22 protein-coding genes are annotated in these 26,372 nt (G+C 64.6%); 14 read left to right on the forward strand and 8 right to left on the reverse strand.

The features are described from left to right. Window positions 1-120 precede the first annotated feature (120 nt). The 3 genes from H7A76_RS15475 to H7A76_RS15485 all read left to right on the forward strand — a co-directional run bounded on the left by H7A76_RS15475 (window position 121) and on the right by H7A76_RS15485 (window position 3,536). On the forward strand, window positions 121-687 hold the full coding sequence (locus H7A76_RS15475) for a GNAT family N-acetyltransferase (RefSeq protein WP_185699294.1): 567 nt from the start codon (window positions 121-123) through the stop codon (window positions 685-687). 221 nt (window positions 688-908) lie between these two features. Continuing rightward, window positions 909-2,732 (forward strand): serine hydrolase domain-containing protein, encoded by a 1,824-nt coding sequence (locus H7A76_RS15480; protein ID WP_185699295.1) that lies wholly within the window; start codon window positions 909-911, stop codon window positions 2,730-2,732. A 6-nt stretch (window positions 2,733-2,738) separates the two neighbouring features. Further along, a complete protein-coding gene (locus tag H7A76_RS15485) occupies window positions 2,739-3,536 on the forward strand; it encodes a MipA/OmpV family protein (protein ID WP_185699296.1) in 798 nt (265 codons plus the stop codon). Between the two features lie 98 nt (window positions 3,537-3,634). Here the strand turns inward: H7A76_RS15485 and H7A76_RS15490 are convergent, their stop codons facing one another. The 3 genes from H7A76_RS15490 to H7A76_RS15500 all read right to left on the reverse strand — a co-directional run bounded on the left by H7A76_RS15490 (window position 3,635) and on the right by H7A76_RS15500 (window position 6,414). Next, window positions 3,635-4,870, reverse strand: a complete 1,236-nt coding sequence (locus H7A76_RS15490) for an ATP-binding protein (RefSeq protein ID WP_409298815.1) — start codon at window positions 4,868-4,870, stop codon at window positions 3,635-3,637. A 57-nt stretch (window positions 4,871-4,927) separates the two neighbouring features. Further along, window positions 4,928-5,638: a winged helix-turn-helix domain-containing protein gene (locus H7A76_RS15495; protein WP_185699298.1), complete on the reverse strand. Its 711-nt coding sequence runs from the start codon at window positions 5,636-5,638 to the stop codon at window positions 4,928-4,930. Window positions 5,639-5,808: 170 nt separating this feature from the next. Next, complete coding sequence (locus H7A76_RS15500) at window positions 5,809-6,414, reverse strand: tRNA-(ms[2]io[6]A)-hydroxylase (RefSeq protein ID WP_185699299.1); 606 nt, start codon at window positions 6,412-6,414, stop codon at window positions 5,809-5,811. Between the two features lie 231 nt (window positions 6,415-6,645). Here H7A76_RS15500 and H7A76_RS15505 point away from each other — a divergent pair, with 231 nt between their 5' ends. Next, entirely contained in the window at window positions 6,646-7,509 is an 864-nt protein-coding gene (locus tag H7A76_RS15505) for a universal stress protein (RefSeq protein ID WP_185699300.1), read from the forward strand. 45 nt (window positions 7,510-7,554) lie between these two features. Here the strand turns inward: H7A76_RS15505 and H7A76_RS15510 are convergent, their stop codons facing one another. Next, window positions 7,555-8,025 (reverse strand): DUF1289 domain-containing protein, encoded by a 471-nt coding sequence (locus H7A76_RS15510; RefSeq protein ID WP_185699301.1) that lies wholly within the window; start codon window positions 8,023-8,025, stop codon window positions 7,555-7,557. A gap of 409 nt (window positions 8,026-8,434) precedes the next feature. Between H7A76_RS15510 and acnB the strand changes: the two genes are divergently transcribed. Next, window positions 8,435-11,044: a bifunctional aconitate hydratase 2/2-methylisocitrate dehydratase gene (gene acnB, locus H7A76_RS15515; protein ID WP_185699467.1), complete on the forward strand. Its 2,610-nt coding sequence runs from the start codon at window positions 8,435-8,437 to the stop codon at window positions 11,042-11,044. Window positions 11,045-11,123: 79 nt separating this feature from the next. Here acnB and H7A76_RS15520 read toward each other — a convergent pair whose 3' ends face one another. Next, the gene (locus H7A76_RS15520; protein WP_185699302.1) at window positions 11,124-12,551 is read right to left on the reverse strand and encodes an MFS transporter; all 1,428 of its coding nucleotides are present in this window, start codon (window positions 12,549-12,551) and stop codon (window positions 11,124-11,126) included. 128 nt (window positions 12,552-12,679) lie between these two features. Between H7A76_RS15520 and H7A76_RS15525 the strand changes: the two genes are divergently transcribed. Beyond that, window positions 12,680-13,537: a helix-turn-helix transcriptional regulator gene (locus H7A76_RS15525; protein WP_185699303.1), complete on the forward strand. Its 858-nt coding sequence runs from the start codon at window positions 12,680-12,682 to the stop codon at window positions 13,535-13,537. 44 nt (window positions 13,538-13,581) lie between these two features. Here H7A76_RS15525 and H7A76_RS15530 read toward each other — a convergent pair whose 3' ends face one another. Then, complete coding sequence (locus tag H7A76_RS15530) at window positions 13,582-14,685, reverse strand: AraC family transcriptional regulator (RefSeq protein WP_185699304.1); 1,104 nt, start codon at window positions 14,683-14,685, stop codon at window positions 13,582-13,584. A gap of 263 nt (window positions 14,686-14,948) precedes the next feature. Here H7A76_RS15530 and H7A76_RS15535 point away from each other — a divergent pair, with 263 nt between their 5' ends. Beyond that, window positions 14,949-16,088 (forward strand): tyramine oxidase subunit B, encoded by a 1,140-nt coding sequence (locus tag H7A76_RS15535; RefSeq protein ID WP_185699305.1) that lies wholly within the window; start codon window positions 14,949-14,951, stop codon window positions 16,086-16,088. A gap of 53 nt (window positions 16,089-16,141) precedes the next feature. Continuing rightward, on the forward strand, window positions 16,142-17,434 hold the full coding sequence (locus H7A76_RS15540) for an FAD-binding oxidoreductase (RefSeq protein WP_185699306.1): 1,293 nt from the start codon (window positions 16,142-16,144) through the stop codon (window positions 17,432-17,434). 112 nt (window positions 17,435-17,546) lie between these two features. On the opposite strand, the gene H7A76_RS15545 is transcribed toward H7A76_RS15540, so the two are convergent. Further along, window positions 17,547-18,827 (reverse strand): serine/threonine transporter, encoded by a 1,281-nt coding sequence (locus tag H7A76_RS15545; protein WP_185699307.1) that lies wholly within the window; start codon window positions 18,825-18,827, stop codon window positions 17,547-17,549. Window positions 18,828-19,323: 496 nt separating this feature from the next. Between H7A76_RS15545 and H7A76_RS15550 the strand changes: the two genes are divergently transcribed. From H7A76_RS15550 to H7A76_RS15575, 6 genes are all read left to right on the forward strand, one after another. Next, on the forward strand, window positions 19,324-19,863 hold the full coding sequence (locus H7A76_RS15550; RefSeq protein ID WP_185699308.1) for a cysteine hydrolase family protein: 540 nt from the start codon (window positions 19,324-19,326) through the stop codon (window positions 19,861-19,863). Window positions 19,864-19,991: 128 nt separating this feature from the next. After that, a complete protein-coding gene (locus tag H7A76_RS15555) occupies window positions 19,992-20,378 on the forward strand; it encodes a VOC family protein (protein ID WP_185699309.1) in 387 nt (128 codons plus the stop codon). Between the two features lie 15 nt (window positions 20,379-20,393). Then, on the forward strand, window positions 20,394-21,350 hold the full coding sequence (locus H7A76_RS15560) for a 2-hydroxyacid dehydrogenase (protein WP_185699310.1): 957 nt from the start codon (window positions 20,394-20,396) through the stop codon (window positions 21,348-21,350). A gap of 170 nt (window positions 21,351-21,520) precedes the next feature. Next, window positions 21,521-22,588 (forward strand): phosphotransferase family protein, encoded by a 1,068-nt coding sequence (locus H7A76_RS15565; RefSeq protein ID WP_185699311.1) that lies wholly within the window; start codon window positions 21,521-21,523, stop codon window positions 22,586-22,588. Window positions 22,589-22,626: 38 nt separating this feature from the next. Next, the gene (locus H7A76_RS15570; protein ID WP_185699312.1) at window positions 22,627-23,394 is read left to right on the forward strand and encodes an SDR family oxidoreductase; all 768 of its coding nucleotides are present in this window, start codon (window positions 22,627-22,629) and stop codon (window positions 23,392-23,394) included. 272 nt (window positions 23,395-23,666) lie between these two features. After that, complete coding sequence (locus H7A76_RS15575) at window positions 23,667-24,773, forward strand: Gfo/Idh/MocA family protein (RefSeq protein ID WP_185699313.1); 1,107 nt, start codon at window positions 23,667-23,669, stop codon at window positions 24,771-24,773. Between the two features lie 56 nt (window positions 24,774-24,829). Here the strand turns inward: H7A76_RS15575 and H7A76_RS15580 are convergent, their stop codons facing one another. Next, window positions 24,830-26,263, reverse strand: a complete 1,434-nt coding sequence (locus tag H7A76_RS15580; protein WP_185699314.1) for an FAD/NAD(P)-binding protein — start codon at window positions 26,261-26,263, stop codon at window positions 24,830-24,832. Window positions 26,264-26,372 lie beyond the last annotated feature (109 nt).

Raw genomic sequence — 26,372 nt, forward strand, 5'->3', positions numbered from 1 at the left:
GCCGGCAGCACAAGCAAAGACATTGATGCCGGTCAAGCAATCGCCCCGCCACAAGGATGAAGCTTTGGGCAACCAGGGCTGTGGTTGCAGCCCGCCCTTTGGCTCCACGGAGACTTGACCATGTCCAGCAGCGCTCTCGATATGCTCCCTCACCCGCCGTTCCCGGCGCAGCAAGGCCAGTACTGGATCGACGCCTTGAGCGACGGCAGCCATGTGTTGATCCGCCCACTGCGCCCGCAGGATCGCCAGCGGGAAAAAGCCTTCATCGAAAACCTTTCGCCCATCACCCGGCACCAGCGCTTTCTCGGCGAAGTCAAGGAAGTGGGTGGTCAACTGCTCGACCAGTTGATGGATGTCGGCACCGCGCAACGGGTGGCCTACGTGGCCCTGGTGCATGACAACGGCGAGCTGCGGGAAGTCGGTATCAGCCGTTATGCCCAGGTGGACGACCAGCCCTGGCGCTGCGAATTCGCCGTGACCGTCGCCGATCAATGGCAAGGCAAGGGCCTCGGCGCCCTGCTGATGCAGCACCTGATCGACGAGGCCCGCCACAACGGCTACCAGCAGATGTACTCGGTGGACTCGGCCACCAACTACAGCATGCGCCGCCTGGCCAAGCTCCTGGGCATGCGTAGCGCCATCGACCCCGACGACGCCACCCAGGTGATCCACAGCCTGGCGTTGTAACCCTCCTGGCCGCGCCTCGGGTCGAGGCGCGGCCGCATTACCCGCAGAACCTCGCTTGCGCCCAGCTTTGCCTCTGCCTGAACAGCCCAATCCAGAGCGCTCCGAGCTTTGCTGGCAGGTGGCTTAACACTCTTTGACATTTTCCTGACAAAGCTGCCAAAGACTGGCCGCACGCCCTTCCCTAGCATTTCCGGCATTCAATCCTTGTGCCCGGGTGTTTCATGTCCGCCAAACTCTTTGGCCTGCCGCTGTTGGGCATCCTGCTGAGCAGCCTGGGCTGCAATGGCCAGCCGCCGGCGCCGCCCACCATCACCCGGGGCGACTACGCCAGCATCATTCGCTACCTGAAGCAGTACATCCCGCAGCAGATGGCCGAGCACCAGGTGCCCGGCTTGTCCATCGCCCTGGTAGACGGCCAGGAGCTGATCTGGACCCGGGGCTTTGGTTTCGCCGACAAGGAGCGGGGCCTGCAAGTGACCGAGAACACCGCATTTCGTGCCGGAGCCCTGTCGCAGTTGCTGACGGCCACGGCGGTGATGCAACTGGTGGAGCAAGGCCGCTTGCAACTGGATGCGCCCCTGCAGGCGACGCTCAAGGAGTTCTACGTCCGTTCGCGCTTCCATGACGACCAGGACGCCGCCGACCGGGCGGTGACCTTGCGCCGCTTGCTCAGCCACCAGGCCGGCATGCCCGCCGAATACCTGCATGACCTGCGTACGCCCCATGTCCTGGGCCAGCTACCGCAAAAGGTCAGCGGCGTGTGGTTGAACAATGCCCCCGGTACCCGGACCGCCTATTCAAATCTGGGCTACGCCTTGCTGGGCGCGGCCATCGAACGCAGCACCGGCCAGGACTTCGAGCAGCACCTGCAAAGCAGCCTGCTGCGCCCCCTGGGCATGCGCCAGTCGAGTTTCATCGGTGACAGCCGCCAGGAGCCCTATCGCGCCCTGGGTTACCAGGACGGCGCCGCCAGTGCGCATGGCCCGGAGCGCGACATTCCCGCCAGCGGCCTGTGGACCAGCCCACGGGACCTGAGCCAGTTCGTCCGGATGCTGTTCGCCCAGGGCCGCTACAAGCAGCGCCAACTGTTGTCGGCCAACTCGGTGCAGGAGATGACCCGCCCGCAGAACATCGGCAATGCCCTGGATTTCGACTGTGAAGTGGGCCTGGGCTGGTTCCTCTCGCCATGCGGCGATGAGTGGGTGCGCCCCGGCATTCGTACCTGGCAGCACAGTGCCATCGGCAACAGCTTCCATGCCCAGGTCAGCGTGCTGGCGGAACAACAGCTGGCGGTGATCGTGATGAGCAACTCCGACACTGGCGAGGCACTGGTTCCGGACCTGGTGACCCAGGCCCTGCGCATGCTGCTGCAGGCCCATGGCGCTCCCGAGGAACAACAGGCGAGCACTGGCCAGCCACACCTGGAACCGGCCGTAAGGCGCCGGGTGCCCGAGGCCGCCGACCGCCAGCAACTGGCCGGTTTCTATGCCACGGCCTATGGGGTGCTGCGGATCAGGGACCAGGGCCAACGGTTGTTCGGCGAGGTGGCCGGCACCCGCTTCGAACTGCTGCGCGACGAAGATGGCTGGCTGCGCGCCCAGAAAAAAATCCTTGGCCTCTGGCTCCAGGACTTGGGCGACCTGGGCCGGGTGCAACTGGACGTCATCAGCATCCAGGGACACCGGGTGTTCGCCGCCAAGAGCCACGGCCAGTTGCTGGCGGTGGGCGAGCGCATCGACCCGGTACCGCTGCCCGACAACTGGCTGGCCACGGTGGGTACCTACGAAGCCCTTGGCGACAGAGAGCAAAACACTCCCGTGAGCGAAATCAGCATCGCCCTGGAAGAGGGCTTCCTGATGATCCGCAGCCTGCAGCAAGGCCGCATCCTGACTGACTACATCCTGGCGCCGGTGGATAACGCGCATGCGGTGATCGCCGGCCACGGTCCCGGCCTGGGCGACACCGTGCGACGCCAGATCAACGGTATCAACGTGCTGGGCTACTCGTTCAAGCGCTCCTACAACTCCCACTACCTGAGGTTTTAAATCGCTATGAAAATCCTGAAACGCTCCACCACCGCGCTCTGGCTCGGCACCCTGGGCCTGACCACGGCTTCTGTCGTCGCCCATGCCGAGGATTGGAAATTCGGCGTCAACGCCGGGGTGGCCAGCGTTCCACGCTACAGCGGCAGCGACCAGCGCACCGTGATGCCGATCTTCGGCGCCGAGATCGTCAGCCCCTACGGCATCTTCCTCAACACCGAGCAGGGCCTGGGCTGGGGCAACAAGTGGGGCGACCTGTCGTTCAGCACCTGGGTCGGCCCAAGCGAGTCGCGCCGCGACAAGAACCACATGGGCCAGGGCTCCAAGCGCCTGAAGGGAATGGGCGACATCAAGACCCGCGCCCAGTACGGCGCGCACCTGGGCTACGACCTGGGCCCGTTCGAGCTGGGCGCCACCGTGACCCACGCCGTGAAGAAAAACAATAACCGCGATACCGGCCGGGCCTACAGCCAGCTGGAGCTGAGCATCGGCACCCAGTTGTATGAAGGCAGCTACGGCAGCCTCGACGCCAGTGTCAACACCCTGTTCGGCAACGCCGACTACATGCAGACCTGGTACGGCGTCAGCGGCACCCAGGCGGCCAACAGCCGCTTCAGTGCCTACAACGCCAAGGGCGGCCTGATCAGCAGCGGTGCCGACCTGACCTGGACCTTGCCGCTCAACCAGCAGACCAAGCTGTCCACCCAGCTGTCCATGGATTACCTGGGCAAGAAGGCCGCCGACAGCCCGATCGTCGACCGGCGCCTGCAGACCGTGCTGTCTTCGCAGATCGAATACAGCTTCTAAGGCCGTAAAAAATACGGCCCGTGATCACGGGCCGTAGGGTGTTGAGACCAGGCTCCGCGAGGGGCTTGGTCATTTTTGTGCTCTGCCCTGGCGCAGTGTCAATCCGTGCTGGCCCAGGTCATGCGGAACGAGGCACCGCCCCACTCCGAGTCCATCACTTCGACCTTGCCGCCATGCCATTGCGAAACCCTGCGCACCAGGGCCAGGCCCAGGCCGAAGCCGCCGGTGCGCCGGTCGCGGCTGGCATCGAGCCTGGAGAATGGCTCGAAGATCTTTTCCCGTCCCTCTACCGGCACACCCGGGCCGTCATCGTTGACCCGCACTTCGTAACCGTTTTCCAGGCGTACCAGGGATACCTCCACACGCCGCTCGGCGTAGCGGATAGCGTTGCGCAGCAGGTTGATCACGGCCCGGGCCATGAAGCGCGGCTCGATGCTGATGTACTCCACCTGGCAGGAGCGAATCAGCAACCGCACGCCCGCCGCCTCGGCCTCCAGGGCAACGCTGCCGATCACGCTGTCGAGCCAGCTCTGGGCCTGGATGTTCTCGCGGTTGATCGAGGCTGCGCCATGTTCCAGGCTGGCGTAGCTCAAGAGCTCGGAAACCATTTCCTCCAGCTCGCCCAGGTCGGCGTACATGTCGCAAATCAGCTCCTGGCTTTCCTGCGGGTCCGGGTTCTGCTTGAGCTGGTCCAGCTCGAACGACAGCCGGGCAATGGGCGTGCGCAACTCGTGGGACACGGCATTGGTCAACTCGCGCTGGTTGGCGATCAGGCCTTCGATGCGTGCGGCCATGCGGTTGAAGTGCTGGGCCAGGTCACGGATGTTGGAACGCCGCGACAAGTGCAGGCGAGTGCCCAGGTCGTTGCTGCCGAAACGCTCGGCGGCCAGGCGCAGGCTCTCCAGGTCACGCCAGTGCGGCCGCACCCAGAAGTACAGGACGATGCCTAGCAGAGCACCGAGCAAGGCATAGGCGGCGATGCTGTAGAGCAAGGTCAAAGGTTGCTCTTCCGGCAGCTTGATGCTCAATAGCTGCGGACCGCCGTCGATACTGGAGATGAACTCGTCGTACTCATCGCCGCGCACCACCAATTGGCTGGAGTCCAGCAGGGCCTGCTCGCGAGGAGTCAGGCTCAATTGATCGGCATCTACCAGCGCCAGCAACAGCCCATAGTGGGGCTTGAGCTCTTCCAGCTGGCGCAGGCGCCCGGATTCGTCCAGCGGTCTTAGCTGTTCACCCAGACTGTAGGCCTGCCCCCGGACCGCCTCGCGGTTGTAGGACTCGATCAGGTCGGCCGCCAGGTAGTTGAGGAAAATGTGTTGCACTGCTGCCATCGACCCGGCGAAACCCAGGACCAGGAACAGGTAGAGCCCCAGAAACAGCCGCAGCATTCAGATCTCCCAGGCGAATGGGTTGAACAGGTAGCCCTTGCCCCACACGGTCTTGATGCAGGCCGGTTCACGGGGGTTGTCCTTGAGTTTGTGGCGCAGCTTGCTGATGTAGACATCGACGCTGCGGTTGAGGCCGTCGAACTCGATACCGCGCATGCGGTTGAGAATATCGTCCCGCGACAGGGTCTTTCCCGCGGCGCTGGCCAACAACCACAACAGTTCGAACTCCATGGTGGTCAATTCGACCGGCTCGCCGGCCAGGCGCACCTCGCGGCTGCTGCGATCGATGTTCAACACACCGAACTCCAGGGCCCCACGCTGGGCTGCGGGCTCGGGCACCTGGCGTCGCTGCAGGGCCCGCAGGCGCGCCAGCAGCACCGCCGGCTTGATCGGCTTGATCACGTAGTCATCGGCGCCGGATTCCAGGCCGAGGATATGGTCAAGGTCGTCCTCCTTGGCGGTGAGGATCACGATCGGGGTGTCCGATACCGCACGGATTTCCCGGCACACGTGCAGGCCACTCTGGCCCGGTAACATCAGGTCGAGTACCACCAGTTTCGGTTTGAATTCAAGAAACGCCGACAGGGCCACATCGCCCCGATGGACCGTCAACACTTCAAAGCCATGCTGGGACAGGAAGTTGGCGATCAGCCCGGCGAGCTTTTCGTCATCTTCCACCAGCAATACTTTGCCAAGACCCAGGTTTTCCATAAATACCAGTCTGCGAACACACGATTTGAGTGTGCGCATTATAAGCGGCAGAGGATTAACGAAAGGCTAACGAGAAGCACAAAACCTGGAACCGGCACGGGTTTATGCAAGATTTCATCTTTTTAAGAGTTTTTAACAATTTGCCCCGGGCGCAGCCGCAGGAGCCTGGTTCACCAGGCCGGAACGCCGCTATGGAAGCGGAACTCCTGGTCGGGGGATTCGATCAGCTCCTGCTCGGCGGCCCGCACTTTGTCGATCACCCGGGCGATATCCTCGGCATCGCCGTACTGGTAGGCCAGCTTCAGGTAACCCTGGTAGTGCCGGGCTTCGCTCTTGAGCAAGCCGAAGTAGAACTTGCCCAGTTCCTCGTCCAGGTGCGGCACCAGGGCCTCGAAACGCTCGCAACTGCGCGCCTCGATGAAAGCCCCCACCACCAGGGTATCCACCAGCTTCACCGGCTCGTGGTTGCGCACCACCTTGCGCAGGCCCGAGGCATAGCGGCCAGCGGAGAGCTGGCGCAGCTCGACCTTGCGCTTCTTCATCAGGCGCAGGACCTGTTCGTGGTGCACCAGCTCTTCACGAGCCAGGCGCGACATCATGTTGATCAGGTCGATGTGCGAGTGGTACTTGGCGATCAGGCTCAGGGCCGTGCTGGCGGCCTTGAACTCACAGTTCTTGTGGTCGATCAGCAGGGTTTCCTGGTCGGCCAGGGCGGCCTGGACCCAGGCATCGGGAGTCTGGCAGCCGAGGAATTCGGCAATCGGCGGGAAGTTCATCGACGGGTATCCGGGCAATCCGCTGCGGCCCGCAGGTGACGGGCGGCGCTAGGGGTGATGGGTAAATACGAGGCTCGCGGGACAGCAAGGCTTTGCAGCCAAAGGCGCGATTATACCGGCCGCGCCGCAGACCACCAGCGACCGCGCTTGATATGCATCAACGTCCGGCCCAAGTGCCAGCAACTATAGTGATGAGCAGTTCCCATTCACTCTCTGCCGGAGTTCACGATCATGCAAAGCATCCGCAGTATCCTGGTGGTCATCGATCCCACGCCTGGCGAAAGCCTGGCCCTCAAGCGCGCCAAGCTGATCGCCGGGGTCACCCAGGCTCACCTGCACCTGCTGGTCTGCGACAAGAAGCATGAGCATTCGGCCTTGCTCAGGGTGCTCAAGAGCAGCCTGACCGGCGAAGGCTACAGCGTCACCACCGAGCAGGCCTGGAACGAGAGCCTGCATGAAACCATCATCGACGTGCAGCAGGCCGAAGGTTGTGGCCTGGTGATCAAGCAGCACCTGCCGGACAGCCCGTTGAAAAAGGCCTTGCTGACACCCGCCGACTGGAAACTGCTGCGCCACTGCCCTACCCCGGTCCTGCTGGTCAAGACCGCCACGCCCTGGACCGGCGGCGTGGTCATGGCGGCCATCGACGTCGGCAACCTGGATGGCGAGCACCGTGCCCTGCATGCCAGCATCGTCGACCATGGCTTCGACATCGCCAGCCTGGCCAAGGCCCAGTTGCACGTGATCAGCGCCCATCCGTCGCCGATGTTGTCGGCGGCCGATCCGGTATTCCAGCTCAAGGAGACCATCGAGAAGCGCTACCGAGAAGCGTGCAAGGCATTCCAGAGCGAATTCGATATCGACGACGGACACCTGCATATAGAAGAAGGCCCGGCCGACGTACTGATTCCCCACATGGCCCACAAGCTGGAAGCGGCGCTGACCATCATCGGTACCGTGGCCCGCACCGGCCTCTCGGGGGCGCTGATCGGCAATACCGCCGAGGTGGTCCTCGATGCCCTGGACAGCGATGTACTGGTGCTCAAGCCGGCGCAGATCATGAGCCACCTCGAAGAACTGGCCGCCAAGGCCTGAGGCAGCGAGTCGTGGCGAGGCAAGCCGCCCCGCCACGCAGCTCACTCAGGAGCCCAGCGCGTCCTTGAGAAAACCCGGGGCGATATAGCGCTGGTAATGGGCCTCGGAGAGCAGGAAGAACTCGCGATCGATGGCGTCGCGCAACTCCGGCAAGCCCCAGTCGCGAAACTCCGGCAGCAACACCATCCCATAGGCATCCAGCTGGTTGATCACCCGCGCGCCCCGGGCGATCAACTGGTAGGCCCAGCAGTACTCCGACTGGTGGGGCACGAAGCGGATCTTGCGCTGCTCCAGCTGGGTCCGCAGGCGCACCGGATCGAAGACTTCCAGCTTGGCCGTCATCACCTGCACCAGCAGCTGTTCCAGGCGTAGCCAGACTGCGCGCTTCTGATCCTCGTTGTAGCCGTTCCAGTTGACCACCTCGTGGTGGAAGCGCTTGCAGCCACGACACACCAGGTCGCCGTAGACAGTGGAGCAGAGGCCGACGCAGGGGGTCTTGATGGTCTGGTTAGGCATAGATGAAAGTCACGCGGGAAAGCAAAACAGGCCGGCATGTTAGCCCTTTGTCTAACATTGATCACCCCTCAAACTTCAATACGCCAACTTACGTTTAGATTTTTTTTGCCGTAGAATCATCCAGCCTTTTTAGGCGCCAATGTCCGTTTGAAGCTGTTTTCAAAGCGTCACGAGCACAGTCGTTCCTTCAGAGCGGTGTTGGCGAAGGGTTTTTCCAGCGGGGAAAAACCCGGAGCCAACCCTCATCCAGCTCCCGTTCTGCAGGCGTAAAACTTTGAAAGCAGCTTCTGTAAGGAATTGACGGTAATTCTGGCTAAGTGGCGCACAACGCCACGCAGCGCATGAGTACGGCAATTTCGGGATGAGCGTCCCGGACACCCATTTGGGACCACTGATGAGGGTAATAACTGTGCTTGAAGCCTACCGCAAACATATCGAAGAGCGTGCAGCACTGGGTATCGTTCCCCAGCCGTTAAACGCCGAACAAACTGCAGGCCTGGTCGAGCTGCTGAAAAACCCGCCGGCCGGCGAAGAAGCCTTCCTCGTAGACCTGATCACCAACCGCGTTCCGCCAGGAGTCGACGAAGCAGCCTATGTCAAGGCCGCTTTCCTCTCCGCCGTCGCCAAGGGCGAAGCCAAATCGCCATTGATCGACCGCAAGCACGCCACCGAACTGCTGGGCACCATGCAGGGCGGCTACAACATCGAAACGCTGGTCGCGCTGCTGGATGACGCCGAACTGGGCGCCGTCGCCGCCGAACAGCTCAAGCACACCCTGCTGATGTTCGATGCCTTCCACGACGTAGCTGAAAAAGCCAAGGCCGGTAATCCCCACGCCAAGGCCGTGCTGGACTCCTGGGCCGCCGGCGAATGGTTCACCGCCCGTCCCGCCATCGCCGACAAGTACACCCTGACCGTGTTCAAGGTGCCTGGCGAAACCAACACCGACGACCTGTCCCCCGCCCCGGACGCCTGGTCGCGCCCTGATATCCCGCTGCACGCCCTGGCCATGCTGAAGATGGCTCGCGATGGCATCGAGCCTTCGCAACCAGGTTCGGTCGGCCCACTGGCGCAGATCGAAGCGGTCAAGGCCAAGGGCTTCCCGGTCGCCTACGTCGGTGACGTGGTCGGTACCGGTTCCTCCCGTAAATCGGCCACCAACTCGGTGCTGTGGTTCTTCGGCGACGACATCCCTTACGTGCCGAACAAGCGCGCCGGTGGCTTCTGCTTCGGCACCAAGATCGCCCCGATCTTCTACAACACCATGGAAGACGCCGGCGCCCTGCCGATCGAATTCGACTGCACCAACCTGGCCATGGGCGACGTCATCGACGTCTACCCGTTCAAGGGTGAAGTGCGCCGTCATGGCAGCGACGAGCTGGTCACCAGCTTCGAGCTGAAAACCGAAGTCCTGCTGGACGAAGTCCGCGCTGGCGGCCGTATCCCGCTGATCGTCGGCCGAGGCCTGACCGAGAAGGCCCGTGCCGAACTGGGCCTGGGTGCTTCGGACCTGTTCAAGAAGCCAGAGCAGCCTGCCGATTCGGGCAAGGGCTTCACCCTGGCGCAGAAAATGGTCGGCCGTGCCTGCGGCCTGCCGGAAGGCCAGGGCGTGCGCCCGGGTGCCTACTGCGAACCGAAGATGACCACCGTCGGTTCCCAGGACACCACTGGCCCGATGACCCGCGACGAACTGAAAGACCTGGCGTGCCTGGGCTTCTCCGCCGATCTGGTGATGCAGTCGTTCTGCCACACCGCGGCCTATCCGAAGCCGATCGACGTCACCACCCACCACACCCTGCCCGACTTCATCCGCACCCGGGGCGGCGTGTCCCTGCGTCCTGGCGACGGCATCATCCACAGCTGGCTGAACCGCATGCTGCTGCCTGACACCGTCGGCACCGGCGGCGACTCTCACACCCGCTTCCCGATCGGCATCTCGTTCCCGGCCGGTTCCGGCCTGGTGGCCTTCGCCGCCGCCACCGGCGTCATGCCGCTGGACATGCCGGAGTCGGTACTGGTGCGTTTCAAGGGCAAGCTGCAACCCGGCATCACCCTGCGTGACCTGGTCCATGCCATTCCTTACTACGCGATCCAGCAGGGCCTGCTGACCGTCGAGAAGAAAGGCAAGAAGAACATCTTCTCCGGCCGCATCCTGGAGATCGAGGGCCTCAACGACCTGACCGTCGAGCAAGCCTTCGAACTGTCCGACGCCTCGGCCGAGCGTTCCGCCGCCGGTTGCACCATCAAGCTGCCGGAAGATGCGATCGCCGAATACCTGAAGTCGAACATCACCCTGCTGCGCTGGATGATCAGCGAAGGCTACGGCGATGCCCGTACCATGGAGCGCCGCGCCCAGGCGATGGAAGCCTGGCTGGCCAAGCCAGAGCTGCTGGCTGCCGACGCCGACGCCGAGTACGCCGCGGTCATCGAGATCGACCTGGCCGACGTCAAGGAGCCTGTGCTCTGCGCGCCGAACGACCCGGACGATGCCCGCCTGCTGTCCACCGTTGCCGGTGACAAGATCGACGAAGTGTTCATCGGTTCGTGCATGACCAACATCGGTCACTTCCGCGCTGCCGGCAAGCTCCTGGACAAGGTCAAGGGTGGTATCCCGACCCGCCTGTGGCTGGCCCCGCCAACCAAGATGGACGCCCACCAGCTGACCGAGGAAGGCTACTACGGCATCTACGGCAAGGCCGGTGCGCGCATGGAAATGCCAGGCTGCTCGTTGTGCATGGGTAACCAGGCACGTGTGCAGACCGGTTCGACCGTGGTCTCCACCTCGACCCGTAACTTCCCGAACCGCCTGGGCGATGCCACCAACGTGTACCTGGCCTCGGCCGAGCTGGCCGCGGTCGCTTCGATCATCGGCAAGCTGCCGACCGTCGAAGAGTACATGCAGTACGCCAAGGACATCGACAGCATGGCTGCCGACGTGTACCGCTACCTGAGCTTCGACCAGATCGCCGAGTTCCGCGAAGCGGCCGCCAACGCCAAGATCCCGGTGGTGCAAGCCTAAGGTTCTAGCGTTGTAGAAAGAACGCCGCGTATTCCACGATACGCGGCGTTTTTTATTGCCTGCGATCCGCTGGCGGCGCTCAGCCCTCTTCATGCCCGAGCAACAGGGACAGCAAGGCCGAGGCCGTACTGATCAGCGCCGTTGCCAGGAATGCGGCCTGGTAGCCAGCCAGTTCCGCGGCCTGCGACAGCACGGCTCCCCCGGCGCTGCGCAATCCGACCCCATGGGCCAGGGCCACCAGCGACGCCAGGCCAATGGCCCCACCCAACTGCCGTGCGGTATTTTGCAGGCCGGCTGCCAAGCCTGAATCCTTCTGCGGTATGCCCGACAACACGGCCTGGGTCGCACTCATCAGGGTAAGACCACATCCTATCCCCACGAGCGAGGTCGGCAACAACAGGTCTACCAGCATCGACGGCTGCGCCGGCAACCCATGGAGCCAAGCCAGGCCGGCTGCCGAGGTCAACCCGCCCACCAGCGGCAACCGCTTGAACCCCGCCTCCCGCAAACGCCGGGACAGCATCGCGGCCACCGCCAGGGTCAAGGCCAGGGGCAACATCGCCAGGCTAGTATCCCAGGCATCGAACCCGACGATCCGCTGCAGTGCCTGGGACAGGAAGTAGGTGGAACAGGTCAGTACCGCGCCGAGCCCACCGATCATCAGCATGCCGATGGGTACGTTGCGCAGGCGCAGGACCTCCAGCCGTACCAGCGGCTCCCGGGCCCGGCGTTGCACCATGATGAACACCGGCAATGCCACCCCCGCCACCACCAGGGCCAGTTGTACCGACGGTTCACTCCAACCATCGTGGGTCGCCTGGGCCAGGGCGAAGATCAACGCTCCCAGCGCCAGGGTAAGGGACACCGCGCCGGGTACATCGAGGGCCTGCCCACGACTGTCGGCACTACGCGGGTTGAGAAAAACCCAGACAATGGCCATCAGCAGCACCCCCGCCGGTACATTGACGAACATCACCCAGCGCCAGCCCCACAAACTGGTCAACACACCACCGGCCACCACGCCGAACGCCGAGCCCATGGCCGCACAAGCCGCCCAGAGGCCAATCGCCCGTTCCCGCCCAGCGCCTTGGGGATGCCCGGCCATGATCACCGCCAGTGGCGAGGTGGCCAGGGCCGCCGCCGCGAAGCCTTGCACGGCACGGGCCGCCAGCAGCATCGGGGCGCTATTGGCCAGGCCCGCAGCCAGGCTGGCAGCGCTGAACAACGCCAACCCCCACAACAGAACGGCCCGCCGGCCATAGAGATCGCCGGCCCTGGCCGCGAGCAACATGAAGCCGCCCAGCAGCAACAAATAGACGTCCACCACCCACTGCAACTGTACGCTCGACAGCGCCAGGTCCTGGCGCATGGCAGGCAGGGCGATGTTCACGATGGCGCCATCCATGACCACCATGAAGGCACACAGGCAAGCCACCAGCGTGGCAACCCAGGAAGGGGTTCCGCGCCTGAGCAAGGCCGGCGCGGGAGACAGGGAAAGCGATGACATGAGAACTCCTCGAAAGACGGGGCAAGCCAACTCTGCCTGCCCACAGGACGTGTGGACGTCATTCTGTGCCCTGCAGCACAATGCAGCGGTAACGGCAAACACCCAGAAAATAGTGAAAAGTGCTCAACATGACTGCCCAGGATGCCAGCTCCCGGATCGATCTCAGCGAATGGTGCGAAGGGCCGGACATCATCGCTCTACGGGGCGATGACACCCCCCAGGCCGAATTCCGCCTTGGTACCCGGGAATACGACTGGCACCAGCATGCTCGCGGACAGGTGTTCTGCGTGGAGACCGGGCTGATCCAGGTGCGCACCGCCCATGGCGCCTGGTCGTTGCCACCCCAGCGCGCCGGCTGGATTCCCCCGCAGGTCCCCCATCAGATCCGCGTCAGCGGGGCCATGACCGGCTGGAGCCTGCTGCTGTCACCCAAGGCCTGCCAGCCGTTGAGCGCCACGCCCTGCGTACTGGGCACTGGCGAGGTACTGCGGGCCTTGGTGCAACGTGCCGCCAGTTGGGATCCCCTCGCACCACTGACCAAGGAGCAGGCGCGTATCGCCGCGGTGCTACTGGATGAATTGCGCCATGCACCCCATCAGTCGCTGCACTTGCCGATGCCCAGCGAACCGCGTCTGCTGAAAATCGCCCAGGCGATCCTGGACAATCGCCACAGCACCTGGACCCTAAAGGACTGGGCCCATTGGGGAGCGATGTCGGCCAGTACCCTGCGTCGCCTGATGCTGGCGCAAACCGGCCTGGGCTTCGCCCAATGGCGCCAGCAAGCGCAATTGGCCCAGGCCCTGGAAATGCTCGCCCACGGTGCCCGGGTCAGCCAGGTCGCGGATGCACTGGGCTACGCCTCGGCGAGTAATTTCATCGCCATGTTCCGCCGCGCCTTCGGCGACTCGCCAGGGCACTACTTCACCACCCGAGCCACCCCTGAACGAGAAGCGCAACGGCGCCGAGCCTCTGGCATTTGCGCCTGAACGCAGGAGGCAGTCCCTGGGCCGCCGTCAATGCAACCGGGTCGCTAGATCGTCGAGTCATCGACATCGCTCGCCCCGGGTTGATCGTGGCGCCTGGAATAGCGTCGCGGCGAGACCCGGGTCCACTCCTTGAACGCCCGGGAGAATGTCGCCTGGTCGGAATAGCCCAGGTCCTGGGCCACTGCCGAAAGCGACATGTCGCAAGCCTGGAGCAGGTTTTGCGCCTTCGCCTGGCGCACCTCCTTTAGCAGGCTGCGAAAGGAGCTCCCCTCTTCGACCAGGCGCCTGCGCAAGGACCGTGAGGAAAGGTCCAGCGCGGCGGCAATCGAATCGCAATCCACCGCAGTCCGGCCCAGTCGGCGGGCGATCAGTTCGCGGGCTTGCATGGCCAGCCCCCTGGTCGTGGTGTTTTCCGGCCCCAGCAAATCCAGCAGGTGGCGTTCCAGGACGCGTTTGAAGCCGATATCCTGCCCGCCTGCGGCACGGGAGAACGGGCGTTCGAGATCGCTGTTGAGCACCACCAATTGGTTGGCGCCCTGGTGGCCGCGCACCGGCGCCTTGAAAAAACGCTCCAGGTGCTGCTCCCGGCCAGCTGTCGAGTGCTCGAAATGCACTTGCACCGGCGCCCATTGCGTCGTCAGCAGTTGCTTGATCAAGCCTACGATCCCGGACAGGGTGAATTCCGCATCCTGGCGGCGCGGCCAGATACCCGGTTCCTGGATCCGATAGCTCAAGACACTCACCTGCGGGCCGCGAACCAGCTCCATCGACGAGCGGGTCTGCCAGCGCATCTGGAACTTCATGACGCAGTCCAGGGCATCGTCCAGGTTGGCGCAAGCCTTGAACAGGGTATGAAAAGGTCCCAGCTCCTCGAGCCCGAACTGCGTTCCCATGTCCAGGCCGAGAAAAGGCCGGTCGAACCTTTGCGCCGCCTGCTCGATCAACGACACATAGCGCCCCAGTGCTATGCGCTCATAGGGTGTCGCAGCCTGGGATCGGTAGAGGCCGTGCTCACGTAACAACGGATCCAGCCGCCGGCCCACATTGGCCAGGGCCTTGAGCAGCGTGATCAGGTACAGGGTACGGATCGTCGCCTGTTCACCGGCATCCGGACGGCACTCATGAGTTGCCTCAAGCAGTTCCTTCATACGCATCCCACCTCGCAGGCCATCCTGGCGTTAGTCGATCGCGCCCTCCTCCTATCGGCCTGGCCCTACCGGCACACAGCGCAGGGACATCAGTTTCCGCTCTTTCTCGCAGGCTGCCAGAACCGAATCGGTGTTGGCCGATTCTGCAAATTCTGCATCCGGTTTTGCAATTTACCGCGGTTCTGGCCCGCGGCAAGATCCGCCCAACAACAACAACAACAACAACAACAACAACAACAACAACGCCTGAAAGGATGTGAGAGATGAACGCCTCGACGAAGATCGACTTTGTTTATCTGTCCGAACCGGACATGGTCCGGGCCGGTGTGACCGACATGCCCAGCTGCGTGGACACCATCGAAGAAGTGTTCAGCCTGCTCTATCGCAACGACTACCGCATGGCAGGCGCCAACAATAGCTCCCATGGCGCACTGATGGTGTTCCCCGAGAACTCCCCCTTTCCCGATATGCCCAAGCCCACCGCCGACCGCCGCTACATGGCGATGCCAGCCTATCTGGGAGGGCGTTTTCGCATGGTTGGCATGAAATGCTACGGCTCCAATGCCGAGAACCGCGACAAGGGCCTGCCCCGCTCGATCCTGATGTTCATGCTCAATGACCCCGATACCGCCGCTCCGCTGGCCTTCATGTCGGCCAACCTGTTATCGGCTTACCGAACAGGTGCCGTGGCCGGTGTTGGTGCCCGGCACTTGGCGCGCAAGGAGTCCCGGGTGGTGGGGATCCTCGGCCCGGGCGTCATGGCCCGGACCTCGCTGGCCGCCTTCATGGCGGTATGCCCGCACATCGACACGGTGAAGATCAAGGGACGTGGTCAACACAACCTCCAGGCCTTCCTGGCCTGGGTAGCCGAGACCTTCCCGCAGATCACCCGGGTGCAAGTGGTCGACAGCCTGGAAGCGCTGGTACGCGACAGCGACATCGTGACCTTCTGCGCCTCCGGCGTGGTCAGCGACCCTTCGACCTACCCCACGGTCCAGCGCGAGTGGCTACGGCCCGGAACCTTCTTGTCTATGCCGGCCACCTGCAACATGGACCAGGCCATGGAGGCCGCGAACATTCGCAAGGTCCTGGACCACACCGCGCTCTACGAGGCCTGGTACGACGAAGTGCCCAAACCGTCCCACGCCACTGTCCCGATGATCGGCATGCGCTTCATGGACCTGCTCGCCGCAGGCGGGATGCGACGCGAGCAGCTCGAGGACCTGGGCGCGATTGTCGCTGGCCAGGCGCCTGGCCGGCGTTCCGAGGACGACATCATCATGCTGTCCGTGGGCGGCATGCCCGTAGAAGACGTGGCCTGGGGCACGGTGGTCTATCGCAATGCCCTGGAGCGCGGAATCGGCGTCAGGCTCAACCTGTGGGAGCAGCCCGCCCTGCGCTGAGGCCGGGACGCGAGCAGCAATCCGAGTGATATCCAAGCTGAAGGAGACGAGTCGTGGCGCCCCTGATCACCCCGGTCCAGACCTCGCTGGACCTGCCCGAAGCGACCACCGTGGTGGTCATAGGCGGCGGCATCATCGGCCTGGTCGCCGCCCTGGTCCTGGCCGAACGCGGCACGCCCGTGGTCGTGCTGGAAAAAGGCCGGATCGCTGGCGAACAGTCCTCGCGCAACCAGGGCTGGATTCGCAAGATGAGCCGCTCGGCGCCCGATGTCCCGCTGGCCATGGCCGCCGATTCGCTATGGGACGGCCTGGCGGCACGGGTCGGCGCCGATGTCGGCTACCGCCGCGCCGGCATCCTGTACCTGGCCCGCAACGACTCCGACTTGGCCATGCACCAGGGCTGGCTCGATTCGGTACGGGACCTGGCGCTGGACTCGCGCCAGATCAGCGCATCGCGCATCGCGACCCTGGTGCCGGGCGGCAGCGGTCACTGGGCAGGCGGCCTTTACACACCTTCGGACGGACGCGCCGAACCGACCCTGGCGGCCAGCGCGATCGCCCGTGCGGCCATGGCACAGGGTGCCGTGATCGTCGAGCACTGTGCAGTACGGACCCTGTCGCTGGCCGCCGGCAGGATCGCCGGGGTCGTCAGCGAACGCGGCGAGATCCGCTGCGAGCAGGTGCTGCTGGCGGGCGGCCTGTGGTCGCGACGTTTTCTCGGCAACCTGGGCATCGACCTGCCGACCTTGCCCTTGGTGGCCTCGATCCTGCGGACCGCGCCTCTGCAAGGCCCCTGTGATATCACCGTGGGCGCCCCGGACTTCTCGTTTCGCAAACGCCTGGACGGTGGCTTCACCATCAGCCATCGCGGCATCCTGAGCGCACCGCTGACGCTCGACAGCCTGTTGCTAGGGCGGCGTTACCTGGGCGCGCTGCGCGGACAATGGCAAAACCTGCAACCGTCCATCGGCCGCGAGCTGTTCGACGATCTCCTCCTGGGACGACGCTGGCGAGCCGATCAGGTATCGCCTTTCGAACGGGTACGAACCCTGGACCCACCTGCCGACCCCAGGGTGAACGCCGAAGCACTGCGCAACCTGGCCGCGGCATGGCCGATGTTCAAGGACGCCGTGGTGAAGCAAGCCTGGAGCGGCGCGCTCGATGTCACCCCCGACTCGCTACCGGTGATCGGCCCTGTCGCGAAGATTCCCGGCCTGACCTTGGCCAGCGGCTTCTCGGGCCACGGCTTCGGCACGGCGCCAGCGGCCGGGCAACTCGCCGCCGACCTGATCTGTGCCACCCGGCCCGTGGTCGATCCGAGGCCTTATCGACTTGAGCGCTTCTAGCCCTCCACGGCAGCTGGCCGAAACCCGGCGCCCGAGATGACAACGCCGCCGGGGCTGGGCAGCACCGGCGGCGTTGGTTTCAACTATTGTGTAGCGCCAGACAATCCCGGCTTCAGGAGGCCAGCGAGTACACCAGTGCGGTGATGGCCACCAGGCCCACCAGGGTCACGAACACGTTGGACGCCTGGCCGCGATAGCGGGCCATGGCCGGCACCTTGCGGATGGCGTACATCGGCATCAGGAACAGGATGGCCGCGATCACCGGGCCGCCCAGGGTCTCGATCATGCCCAGGATACTCGGGTTCAAGGTCGCCACCGCCCAGCAGATCACCAGCATGAAGGCCGCGGTCACCCGATCCAGGGTCTTGGCGCCCGGGCGCCGGCCACTCTTGACGATCAAGCCCTTGAGGCCTTCGCTGGCCCCGATGTAGTGGCCCAGGAACGACTTGGCGATGGCCACGAATGCGATCAGCGGCGCAGCGAAGGCGATGGTCGGGTTGCTGAAGTGGTTGGCCAGGTAGGACAGGATCGACAGGTTCTGCGCCTTGGCTTCGGCCAGTTGGGCCGGCGACAGGGTCAGCACGCAGCTGAAGACGAAGAACAGCACCATGGCCACCATCAGCAGGTGGGCGCGGGACAGGATCTGCGAGCTGCGCTGCTCCGCGTGCTGGCCGTAGCGGCGCTTCTGGTCCACGGCGAAGGCCGAGATGATCGGCGAGTGGTTGAAGGAGAACACCATCACCGGAATCGCCAGCCACAGGGTATGCAGGAAGGCCGATGGCGCCGGGATGTCGCCGGCGGCGGCGAGGATACCGCCGTTCCAGTGCGGGATCAGGAACACCGCCAGGAACAGCAAGGCGACGATGAACGGGTAGACCATCAGGCTCATGGCCTTGACGATCACTTGCTCGCCACAGCGCACCACCGCCAGCAGGCCGAGGATCAGCACCAGCGACAGCACCGCGCGCGGCGGCGGGACGATGTGCAGCTGGTGCTCCATGAAGCTGCCGACGGTGTTGGTCAGGGCCACGCTGTAGATCAAGAGGATGGGGAAGATGGCGAAGAAATAGAGCAAGGTGATCAGGGCCCCGGCCTTGATCCCGAAATGTTCCTCCACCACTTCGGTGATGTCGGCGCCGTCACGTCCGGAGAGCACGAAGCGGGTCAGGCCGCGGTGCGCGTAGAAGGTCATGGGGAAGGCCAGCAACGCCAGGATCAGCAACGGCCAGAAGCCGCCGAGGCCAGCGTTGATGGGCAGAAACAGGGTACCGGCACCAATGGCGGTGCCGAACAGGCCCAGCATCCAAGTGGTGTCTTGGCGATTCCAGCTGCTCAGGGTCGCTGGGGCCGCCGTTTCAAAGCGTTGATCAACGCTGTTGGCCTGATCATTCATCCGGTGGGATCTCCACATTCCGGTCGTTTGCCGTTGGCTCGAAGGCGCGTCGGAATACCCGACAGACAGAACCCCGAGCCAACAGAGGGGGCGCGATTGTCCGGGATTCCAAGGGCGCTGCATAGACTCAGCGGAGGAATGGCACCTGCGTTGCAGCAATAATGTCCGTTTTTGTCGCAAGGCGTCTGGCCCGGCCCTCTCCCTGGTCCTGCGGCTTTTTCGCAGGTGCCGAACGGCCCGTCAAAGCGACTTATCGCCTCATCCCCGGCGAATCCAGGCTCACCTGCGCCTGCATTGACAGGCGTCGGCGACGAACGGCATGATCGGACCCATGAATGCCTATCCGCTCATCCCCACCACCTACACCACGACTGCCTCCGGCGGGTCGTGTGGTGGCTGTGCAGGATGAAGCGAGCACAGTGACAACCAAGGCCCCGCCAGCAATGGACGGGGCCTTTTGTTTCTCCGTCCGGCTGGCACAACAAGGAGAGACAAGATGCCTTTACCCAACGCCAAGCGCGCCCTGCTGGTCATCGACATGCAGGTCGGACTGTTCAACGGACCGGACAAGCCCTACCAGCGCGAACAGGTCCTGGACAACATCAACCAACTGATCCGCCGCGCCCGCCAGGCCGCAGCGCCGATCTTCGCCATGCGCCATACCGGCGCCGCCGACTCGCCCATCGCCGCCGGCAGTCCGTTCTGGCAGTTGCTGCCGACCCTGGAGGTGGACGAGCAGCAAGACTGCGTACTGGACAAGACCCGCCCCAACTGCTTCACCGGCACCGGGCTGGCCGAGCGCCTGCACCAGGCCCAGGTCACTGAGCTGGTGATCGTCGGCATGAAGACCCAGTACTGCGTCGATGCCACCTGCCGTGCCGCCGGCGACCTGGGCTTTACCGCACTGCTGGTGGCGGATGCCCACACCTGCATGGACACCCCATGTCTGGGGGCGCGCAAGATCATCGATCATCACAACACCACCCTGGACGGCACCTTCGTCACCCTCGCCGCGACCGCCGACGTCGCCTTCTGATCCGGCCCTCACTGCCCGGGACGCGCCGATCGCGGCGCCACTCCCCGGCAACGGCTGTTCCGGGGATTGCCAAAGGCCCGGCTAATGCGCACCCTTGAGCCTTCGCCATCGTCTGACGGGAGTTGCCCATGACTGTTGCCGGCTTCGTGCTCTACAGCCTTGATCCACAGGCATTGGCGCGGTTCTACAGCGCACTGCTGGACTGGCCCGTCAGCGAGCGACAGCCCGACTACCTGCAACTGCAACACCAGGGCATGGAGCTGACGCTGATCCAGGTACCGGCGGCGATCGCCGCGCGCATCGTCCTGCAAGATCCTCCCCTGCCCCGCAGCGACTCTGCCTGCAAGCCGGTGTTCTGGATCAGCGACCTGGATCAGGCCCGGCAACGCGCCGCCCGTGCCGGCGGGCGGCTGTACGAACCCGAACGCGAATGGCAGTTCAAGGGCGCCAGGGTCTGCGACGGCATCGATCCGGAAGGCAATATCTTCCAGTTGCGGCAAACCCTGCCTCGATAACCCAAGGAGTTCGCCATGCCCGCCACCGTCCTGGTCCTGATTGAAAATTTCAACGCCTACCTGCCACGGCTCGAAGCGCTGGGCTTTGCGCTGATCCTGGCCCAGACGCCCGCTGCCCGGGCCCGGGCGATCGCCGACCACGCCGGGCAGATCGACGCCGTGCTGACCCGCGGCCCCCTGGGCCTGAGTGCACAGGAAATCGATGCCCTGCCTCGGCTGCAGATCATCTGCGTGATTGGCGCCGGCTACGAGCAGGTGGACCTGCAAGCGGCGAGCAACAGGGGGATTGCCGTGACCACTGGCGCCGGGATCAATGCCTCGTCGGTGGCCGACCACGCCCTGGCACTGCTGTTGGCTCTGGTGCGTGGCATCCCCCAGGCTGACGCGGCGGTACGCCAGGGGCATTGGCCGAAAGTCACACGCCCATCATTGACCGGCATGCACCTGGGCATCCTCGGGCTCGGCGCGGTGGGCCAGGCCATCGCCCGGCGCTGTGCCCTGGGCCTGGACATGCAGGTCAGCTATCACGGCCGCCAGCCGCGACCGGAGCAGCCCTATCGTTTTTGCCCGACCCTGCTGGAACTGGCCCGGGACGTCGACCTGCTGATGATCGCCACCCCTGGTGGCGCCGAGACCCGGCACCTGGTGGACCACGAGGTGCTGGCGGCCCTGGGGCCCGAGGGTTTCCTGGTGAATGTGGCGCGGGCCAGCGTGGTGGACACCGAGGCCCTGCTGCTGGCGCTGGAGCAACGTCGGCTCGCCGGTGCGGCCCTGGACGTGTTCGACGCCGAACCTGAGGTGCCGGAACGCCTCAAGCGCCTGGACAACGTGGTGCTCACCCCCCATGTCGCCGGACTGTCGCCCCAGGCCAGCCGCGACACCGTGGACATGGTCGGGCGCAACCTGCTGGCCCACTTCAGTGGCCAGCCGTTGCTGACCCCGTTGGCCCTGCCGCTGCCCAGCCACAGCTGAATCCCGGCTGACGGCTATGCTCCCTGGGGCGATTCAAACGCCTGTATCAAAAACAATGATTGCCCGGCAACACTCGCACCTATAAAGGCCCGCCAAGATTGTGGGGGGCCAGCGGGCACATTAGATTAGTCAATGATCTCTGGCCTCCAGAATAAGCAGAAGGGATAAGCATGGCGCTTACAGACCAGTCCACCCGCACCCGCTCGGGTGAAGAACTCGACGCCGCTCTGATCGACCCATACCTCAAGGCGCAGATTCCCGGCCTGACCGGCACGCCGCGGATCAGCCAGTTCCCCGGCGGTGCCTCGAACCTCACCTACCTGCTGGAATACCCCGAGCAGGAATTCGTCCTACGCCGCCCGCCTTTCGGCCACAAGGCCAAGTCGGCCCACGACATGGGCCGCGAGTTCCGCATCCTCAACCAACTCAAGGACGGCTTCCCGTACTGCCCCAAGGCCTATGTGCACTGCACCGACGAATCGGTGATCGGGGCCGAGTTCTATGTCATGGAACGGGTCAAGGGCATCATCCTGCGCTCCGACCTACCAGCGGAACTGAACCTCGACGCCAGCCACACCCAAACGCTGTGCAAGAGCTTCATCGACCGCTTCGTCGAGCTGCACCGGGTCGACTACCAGGCCTGCGGCCTGGGCGACCTGGGCAAGCCCGAAGGTTATGTGCAGCGCCAGATCAAGGGCTGGAGCGACCGCTACGAGAAGGCCCTGACCCCCGATGCCCCGCAATGGGACGTGGTCAAGGCCTGGCTCAACGACAAGATGCCCGCCGACCATCCGACCTCGAGCATCGTGCATAACGACTACCGCTTCGACAACGTGATCCTCGACCCGCAGAACCCGATGCAGATCATTGGCGTGCTGGACTGGGAACTGACCACCTTGGGCGATCCGCTGATGGACCTGGGCAACACCCTGGCCTACTGGATCGAGGCCAGCGACCCGGGGCCGGTGCAACTGATGCGCCGCCAGCCGAGCAACGCCCCGGGCATGCTCAGCCGCCAGCAGTTCGTCGACTACTACGCCGAACGCTCCGGCATCCAGATCGGCAACGTCGACTTCTACTACACCTACGGCCTGTTCCGCCTGGCCGGCATCGTGCAGCAGATCTACTACCGCTTCTACCACGGCCAGACCCAGGACAAACGCTTCGCGCAGTTCATCCACATGAACAAGCTGCTGGAGCAGATGAGCCTGCAAGTCATCGGCAAATCCAGCCTCTGAGTGCGCCCCGGCGCCTGACCGCCCAACAAGGAAAAACCATGTCCAAGACTCAGTTGTTCGACCTCGACGGCAAGATCGCATTCGTTTCCGGCGCCAGCCGTGGCATCGGTGAGGCCATTGCCAAGCTGCTGGCCCAGCAAGGCGCCCATGTGATCGTCTCGAGCCGCAAGCTCGAAGGCTGCCAGCAAGTGGCCGAGGCCATCGTCGCCGCCGGCGGCAAGGCCACCGCCATCGCCTGCCACATCGGTGAAATGGAGCAGATCCAGCAGGTGTTCGCCGCCATCCGCGAGCAGTTCGGGCGCCTGGACATCCTGGTCAACAACGCCGCCACCAACCCACAGTTCTGCAACGTGCTGGACACTGACCTGGGCGCCTTCCAGAAGACCGTGGACGTGAACATCCGCGGTTATTTCTTCATGTCGGTGGAAGCCGGCAAGCTGATGCGCGAGCACGGTGGCGGCAGCATCATCAACGTGGCTTCGATCAACGGCGTATCGCCGGGGCTGTTCCAGGGCATCTACTCGGTGACCAAGGCCGCGGTGATCAACATGACCAAGGTCTTCGCCAAGGAATGCGCACAGTTCGGCATCCGCTGCAACGCCCTGCTGCCGGGCCTGACCGACACCAAGTTCGCCTCGGCGCTGGTCAAGAACGACAGCATCCGCAACGCCGCCCTGGCGCAGATCCCGCTCAAGCGCGTGGCCGACCCGAGCGAGATGGCCGGCGCGGTGCTCTACCTGGCCAGCGACGCTTCCAGCTACACCACCGGCACCGCGCTGAACGTGGATGGCGGTTTCCTGTCCTGAGCGAGCTGCGCCGTACAAAAAGGCAGCCTGCGGGCTGCCTTTTTCATGCCTGGCACGAGCCTGTAGGAGCAACCGGTGAACGCTCGATAGCGCGCGATGAACCCGAGACGCCGCGTTCCGTCCGGCAATCCAAGTCATCGTTAACGACCCTCGCGAGCAAGCTTCGCTCCTACAGGGGCGCACAAAAAGAATATTTATTCTCTACATTGAAATATGAGAATTTTTATTCCATAAATAGCCGTCCCTACCACAACAACTCTAAAGGTGCGGCGATGGATGAACTGGGCGTTGGGCTGATCGGAACCGGATTCATGGGGCGCGCCCACGCCCTGGCTTTTCGCAGTGTCGGTGCGGTATTCGAACTGCCGGTGCGCCCGCGCCTGGCGGCCCTGGCGGATGCCGATGGGCAACGCGCCGCGCACTGTGCCAGGGCCTGGGGATTCGCCCAAGCCCACGCGGATTGGCGCCAGTTGATCGATGACCCGCAGGTCGGCCTGGTGGCGATCACCACCCCCAATCACTTGCACTTTCCCATGGCCATGGCGGCCCTGGCGGCGGGCAAGGCGGTGTACTGCGAAAAACCCCTGGCCGTGACCAGCGAACAGGCCCGGCAGATGCATCAAGCCGCACAGGCGGCCGGGGTGGTGACCCGGGTCGGCTACAACTACCAGCACAATCCGTTGATCGTCCTGGCCCGCGAGCTGATCGGCAATGGCGAGCTGGGGCAACTGGTGAGTTTCCAGGGCGAATTCAGCGAAGACTTCATGGCCGATCCGGACTCACCCTGGACCTGGCGCTGTGACCCACAACAGGCGGGCGGCGCCCTGGCGGACCTGGGCAGCCACCTGCTGGCCATGGCGCGTTTTCTCATGGGGCCGGTGGCCGCCGTGTGCGCCGATACCCACACCGTGCATCAGGAGCGCCCCATTCGGGCCGGCGCCCCTGAACGCCGCGCCATCACCGTGGACGACCAGGCCCATGCGCTGCTGCGCTTCGCCAATGGCGCCCGGGGCAGCGTGAGCAGCAGTTGGATCAAGCACGGCTACAAGAACCACTTGGCCTTCGAGATCAGCGGCACCCTGGGGACCCTGGCCTTCGATCAGGAGCGCCTGAACGAACTGCGCCTGTATTGGGCCGGCCAACCGGGTTTCCAGCGCCTGCTGGCCGGTCCGTCCCTGCCCGGCTACGCGGCCTTCAGCCCGGCGCCGGGGCACCAGCTGGGCTACAACGAACTCAAGACCCTGGAAGTGCAGGAGCTGCTCATGGCGATGTGCGGCCAGGGGCGGGACGGCACCGACTTCCAGGAAGCCTGGGAAGTGGAACGGCTGGCGGCCGCGATCCGCCTCGCCGCCCGGGAGCAACGCTGGATCACCTTGTAACCGCTGCCGGACCAGATCGAGGCCTTCATCACGCCAAGCCAAATGCCCTCCAGCGCCTACAACAGCGCCGCCAGGCGTACGGCCAGGGCCTTGGCTTGCAGGGCCACATCGGTGACCGCGGTGCTTTCCCACCACAGGCCGCGCAATGGCGGGCCCATGGCGAACAGGCGTTCACCGGCCCGGCCCTGGGCGTCGTGCACCGCGCCGTCGGGCTCGGCACTGATGCCCAGGGCCAACGGCCCCGGTTGCACCAGGCCCCGGGCCAGGAGCTGCCGGGGCAAGGGCCGGTCCACCCGGCGCCAGTCGTACTCGATGCCACTGGAGTTGATCAAGGCATCGCCCGACACCCGCGTGCTTTCCCGGCTGCCGCGATAGCGCAAGCGAATCGCCAGGCGGCCCTCGCTGTCCGGCTCCAGCCCCTGGTAGCTGGCGGCATGGATACGCAAACGGCCCTGGGCATGCAGGCGCCTCACCAGCTCATCGCTCAAGGGCGGCGAACGATGGTGATGGCTCTCCCACCAGGGTCGTACATGCCGCACGAACTGGCGGCGCTGGCAATCGCTGGCCTGGCTCCACAAGCGCGGGATATGCGCCCGCACCGTGTCCAATGGCGCTTGCCAGTCGATGCCCTGGGCCAGGGCCTGGCGGCACTGGCGGCGCAGCTCGTGGAGCAATTGCCGGGGGCTGCGGATAGCCGGGTCCTGGTCCAGGAAATCGACCCAGGCCGGCGGCTGGCGCCGCACATGGGGCAGCAGCCCGTGGCGGGAAAACACGTCGATGGGACCGCGGTGCCCTGCCTGCTCCAGGGACACGACGGCGTCCACCATGGTCAGCCCAGAACCGATGATCAGCACCCTGGACATCGGGTCCAGGCGCGCCATGGCGCTTACATCCCAAGGGTCCAGGGCGGCAGCGTTGAGGCCGCTGGAATGGGTCTGCCGGGTACGGGCGGCGGGGAACATGCCCGTGGCCAGTACCGCCAGCGCGCCCTGCAGTTGGCGCCCATCGGCCAGGACCAGCGAAATCCCGCCGTCCTTATGCTGCAGGTCCACCACCTCACTGCGCACATGTTCCACCGAGGAGCCCTGCTCCAGGCCCAGCGCCCGGGCCTCGGCCAAACGCTGCTGGACATAGACCCCGAACAGCCCCCGGGGCGGAAAGAGCTCGCTGATGGGCACCGGCTGGAGGGCCGACTCGGGCCAGCCGCCTTCGGCGATATGCCGGGTCAGCCACTGGGTCAGGTCGTCGGGGTTGTCCGGGTCGATGCTCATGCGCGCCGCGTTGCCGTTGAGCGTATGGCCCAGCTCGGTGGCGCTGTAGGCCTCGCCCCGGCCCAGTTCGGCCCGGGGCTCGATCACCAGGATGCGACGCCGCCCCGGCTGGCGCAGCAGTTGCGCGGCCAGCGAGGCGCCACTGAGGCCGCCGCCGATGATCAGGATCTCGGCATCGCGGGGGGCAGGGTCCGGTTGCCCGGTAGGGGTCTGCTTCATGAAGTGCTCGCGGTCAGGGTTGGCCGGGACTCTGGTCCCGGGTGGGCATGGGCGTTCCCGTGCAGCAGGGTAATGCCTGGCCCGGCACCGGGAACATCCCCCGGTACGA

Source organism: Pseudomonas sp. MSSRFD41, from assembly GCF_014230245.1.
Classification (GTDB): Bacteria; Pseudomonadota; Gammaproteobacteria; order Pseudomonadales; family Pseudomonadaceae; genus Aquipseudomonas; species Aquipseudomonas piscis.

Bases quoted from the DNA above. Each gene is read 5' to 3' on its own strand.
- H7A76_RS15545 (WP_185699307.1), bottom strand. From the start codon at position 18,827: ATGAATGATCAGGCCAACAGCGTTGATCAACGCTTTGAAACGGCGGCC.
- H7A76_RS15535 (WP_185699305.1), top strand. From the start codon at position 14,949: ATGAACGCCTCGACGAAGATCGACTTTGTTTATCTGTCCGAACCGGAC.
- H7A76_RS15520 (WP_185699302.1), bottom strand. From the start codon at position 12,551: ATGTCATCGCTTTCCCTGTCTCCCGCGCCGGCCTTGCTCAGGCGCGGA.
- H7A76_RS15530 (WP_185699304.1), bottom strand. From the start codon at position 14,685: ATGAAGGAACTGCTTGAGGCAACTCATGAGTGCCGTCCGGATGCCGGT.
- H7A76_RS15575 (WP_185699313.1), top strand. From the start codon at position 23,667: ATGGATGAACTGGGCGTTGGGCTGATCGGAACCGGATTCATGGGGCGC.
- H7A76_RS15510 (WP_185699301.1), bottom strand. From the start codon at position 8,025: ATGCCTAACCAGACCATCAAGACCCCCTGCGTCGGCCTCTGCTCCACT.
- H7A76_RS15560 (WP_185699310.1), top strand. From the start codon at position 20,394: ATGCCCGCCACCGTCCTGGTCCTGATTGAAAATTTCAACGCCTACCTG.
- H7A76_RS15480 (WP_185699295.1), top strand. From the start codon at position 909: ATGTCCGCCAAACTCTTTGGCCTGCCGCTGTTGGGCATCCTGCTGAGC.
- H7A76_RS15475 (WP_185699294.1), top strand. From the start codon at position 121: ATGTCCAGCAGCGCTCTCGATATGCTCCCTCACCCGCCGTTCCCGGCG.
- H7A76_RS15495 (WP_185699298.1), bottom strand. From the start codon at position 5,638: ATGGAAAACCTGGGTCTTGGCAAAGTATTGCTGGTGGAAGATGACGAA.
- H7A76_RS15490 (WP_409298815.1), bottom strand. From the start codon at position 4,870: ATGGCAGCAGTGCAACACATTTTCCTCAACTACCTGGCGGCCGACCTG.
- H7A76_RS15565 (WP_185699311.1), top strand. From the start codon at position 21,521: ATGGCGCTTACAGACCAGTCCACCCGCACCCGCTCGGGTGAAGAACTC.
- H7A76_RS15505 (WP_185699300.1), top strand. From the start codon at position 6,646: ATGCAAAGCATCCGCAGTATCCTGGTGGTCATCGATCCCACGCCTGGC.
- H7A76_RS15555 (WP_185699309.1), top strand. From the start codon at position 19,992: ATGACTGTTGCCGGCTTCGTGCTCTACAGCCTTGATCCACAGGCATTG.
- H7A76_RS15525 (WP_185699303.1), top strand. From the start codon at position 12,680: ATGACTGCCCAGGATGCCAGCTCCCGGATCGATCTCAGCGAATGGTGC.
- H7A76_RS15500 (WP_185699299.1), bottom strand. From the start codon at position 6,414: ATGAACTTCCCGCCGATTGCCGAATTCCTCGGCTGCCAGACTCCCGAT.
- H7A76_RS15550 (WP_185699308.1), top strand. From the start codon at position 19,324: ATGCCTTTACCCAACGCCAAGCGCGCCCTGCTGGTCATCGACATGCAG.
- H7A76_RS15580 (WP_185699314.1), bottom strand. From the start codon at position 26,263: ATGAAGCAGACCCCTACCGGGCAACCGGACCCTGCCCCCCGCGATGCC.
- H7A76_RS15485 (WP_185699296.1), top strand. From the start codon at position 2,739: ATGAAAATCCTGAAACGCTCCACCACCGCGCTCTGGCTCGGCACCCTG.
- H7A76_RS15570 (WP_185699312.1), top strand. From the start codon at position 22,627: ATGTCCAAGACTCAGTTGTTCGACCTCGACGGCAAGATCGCATTCGTT.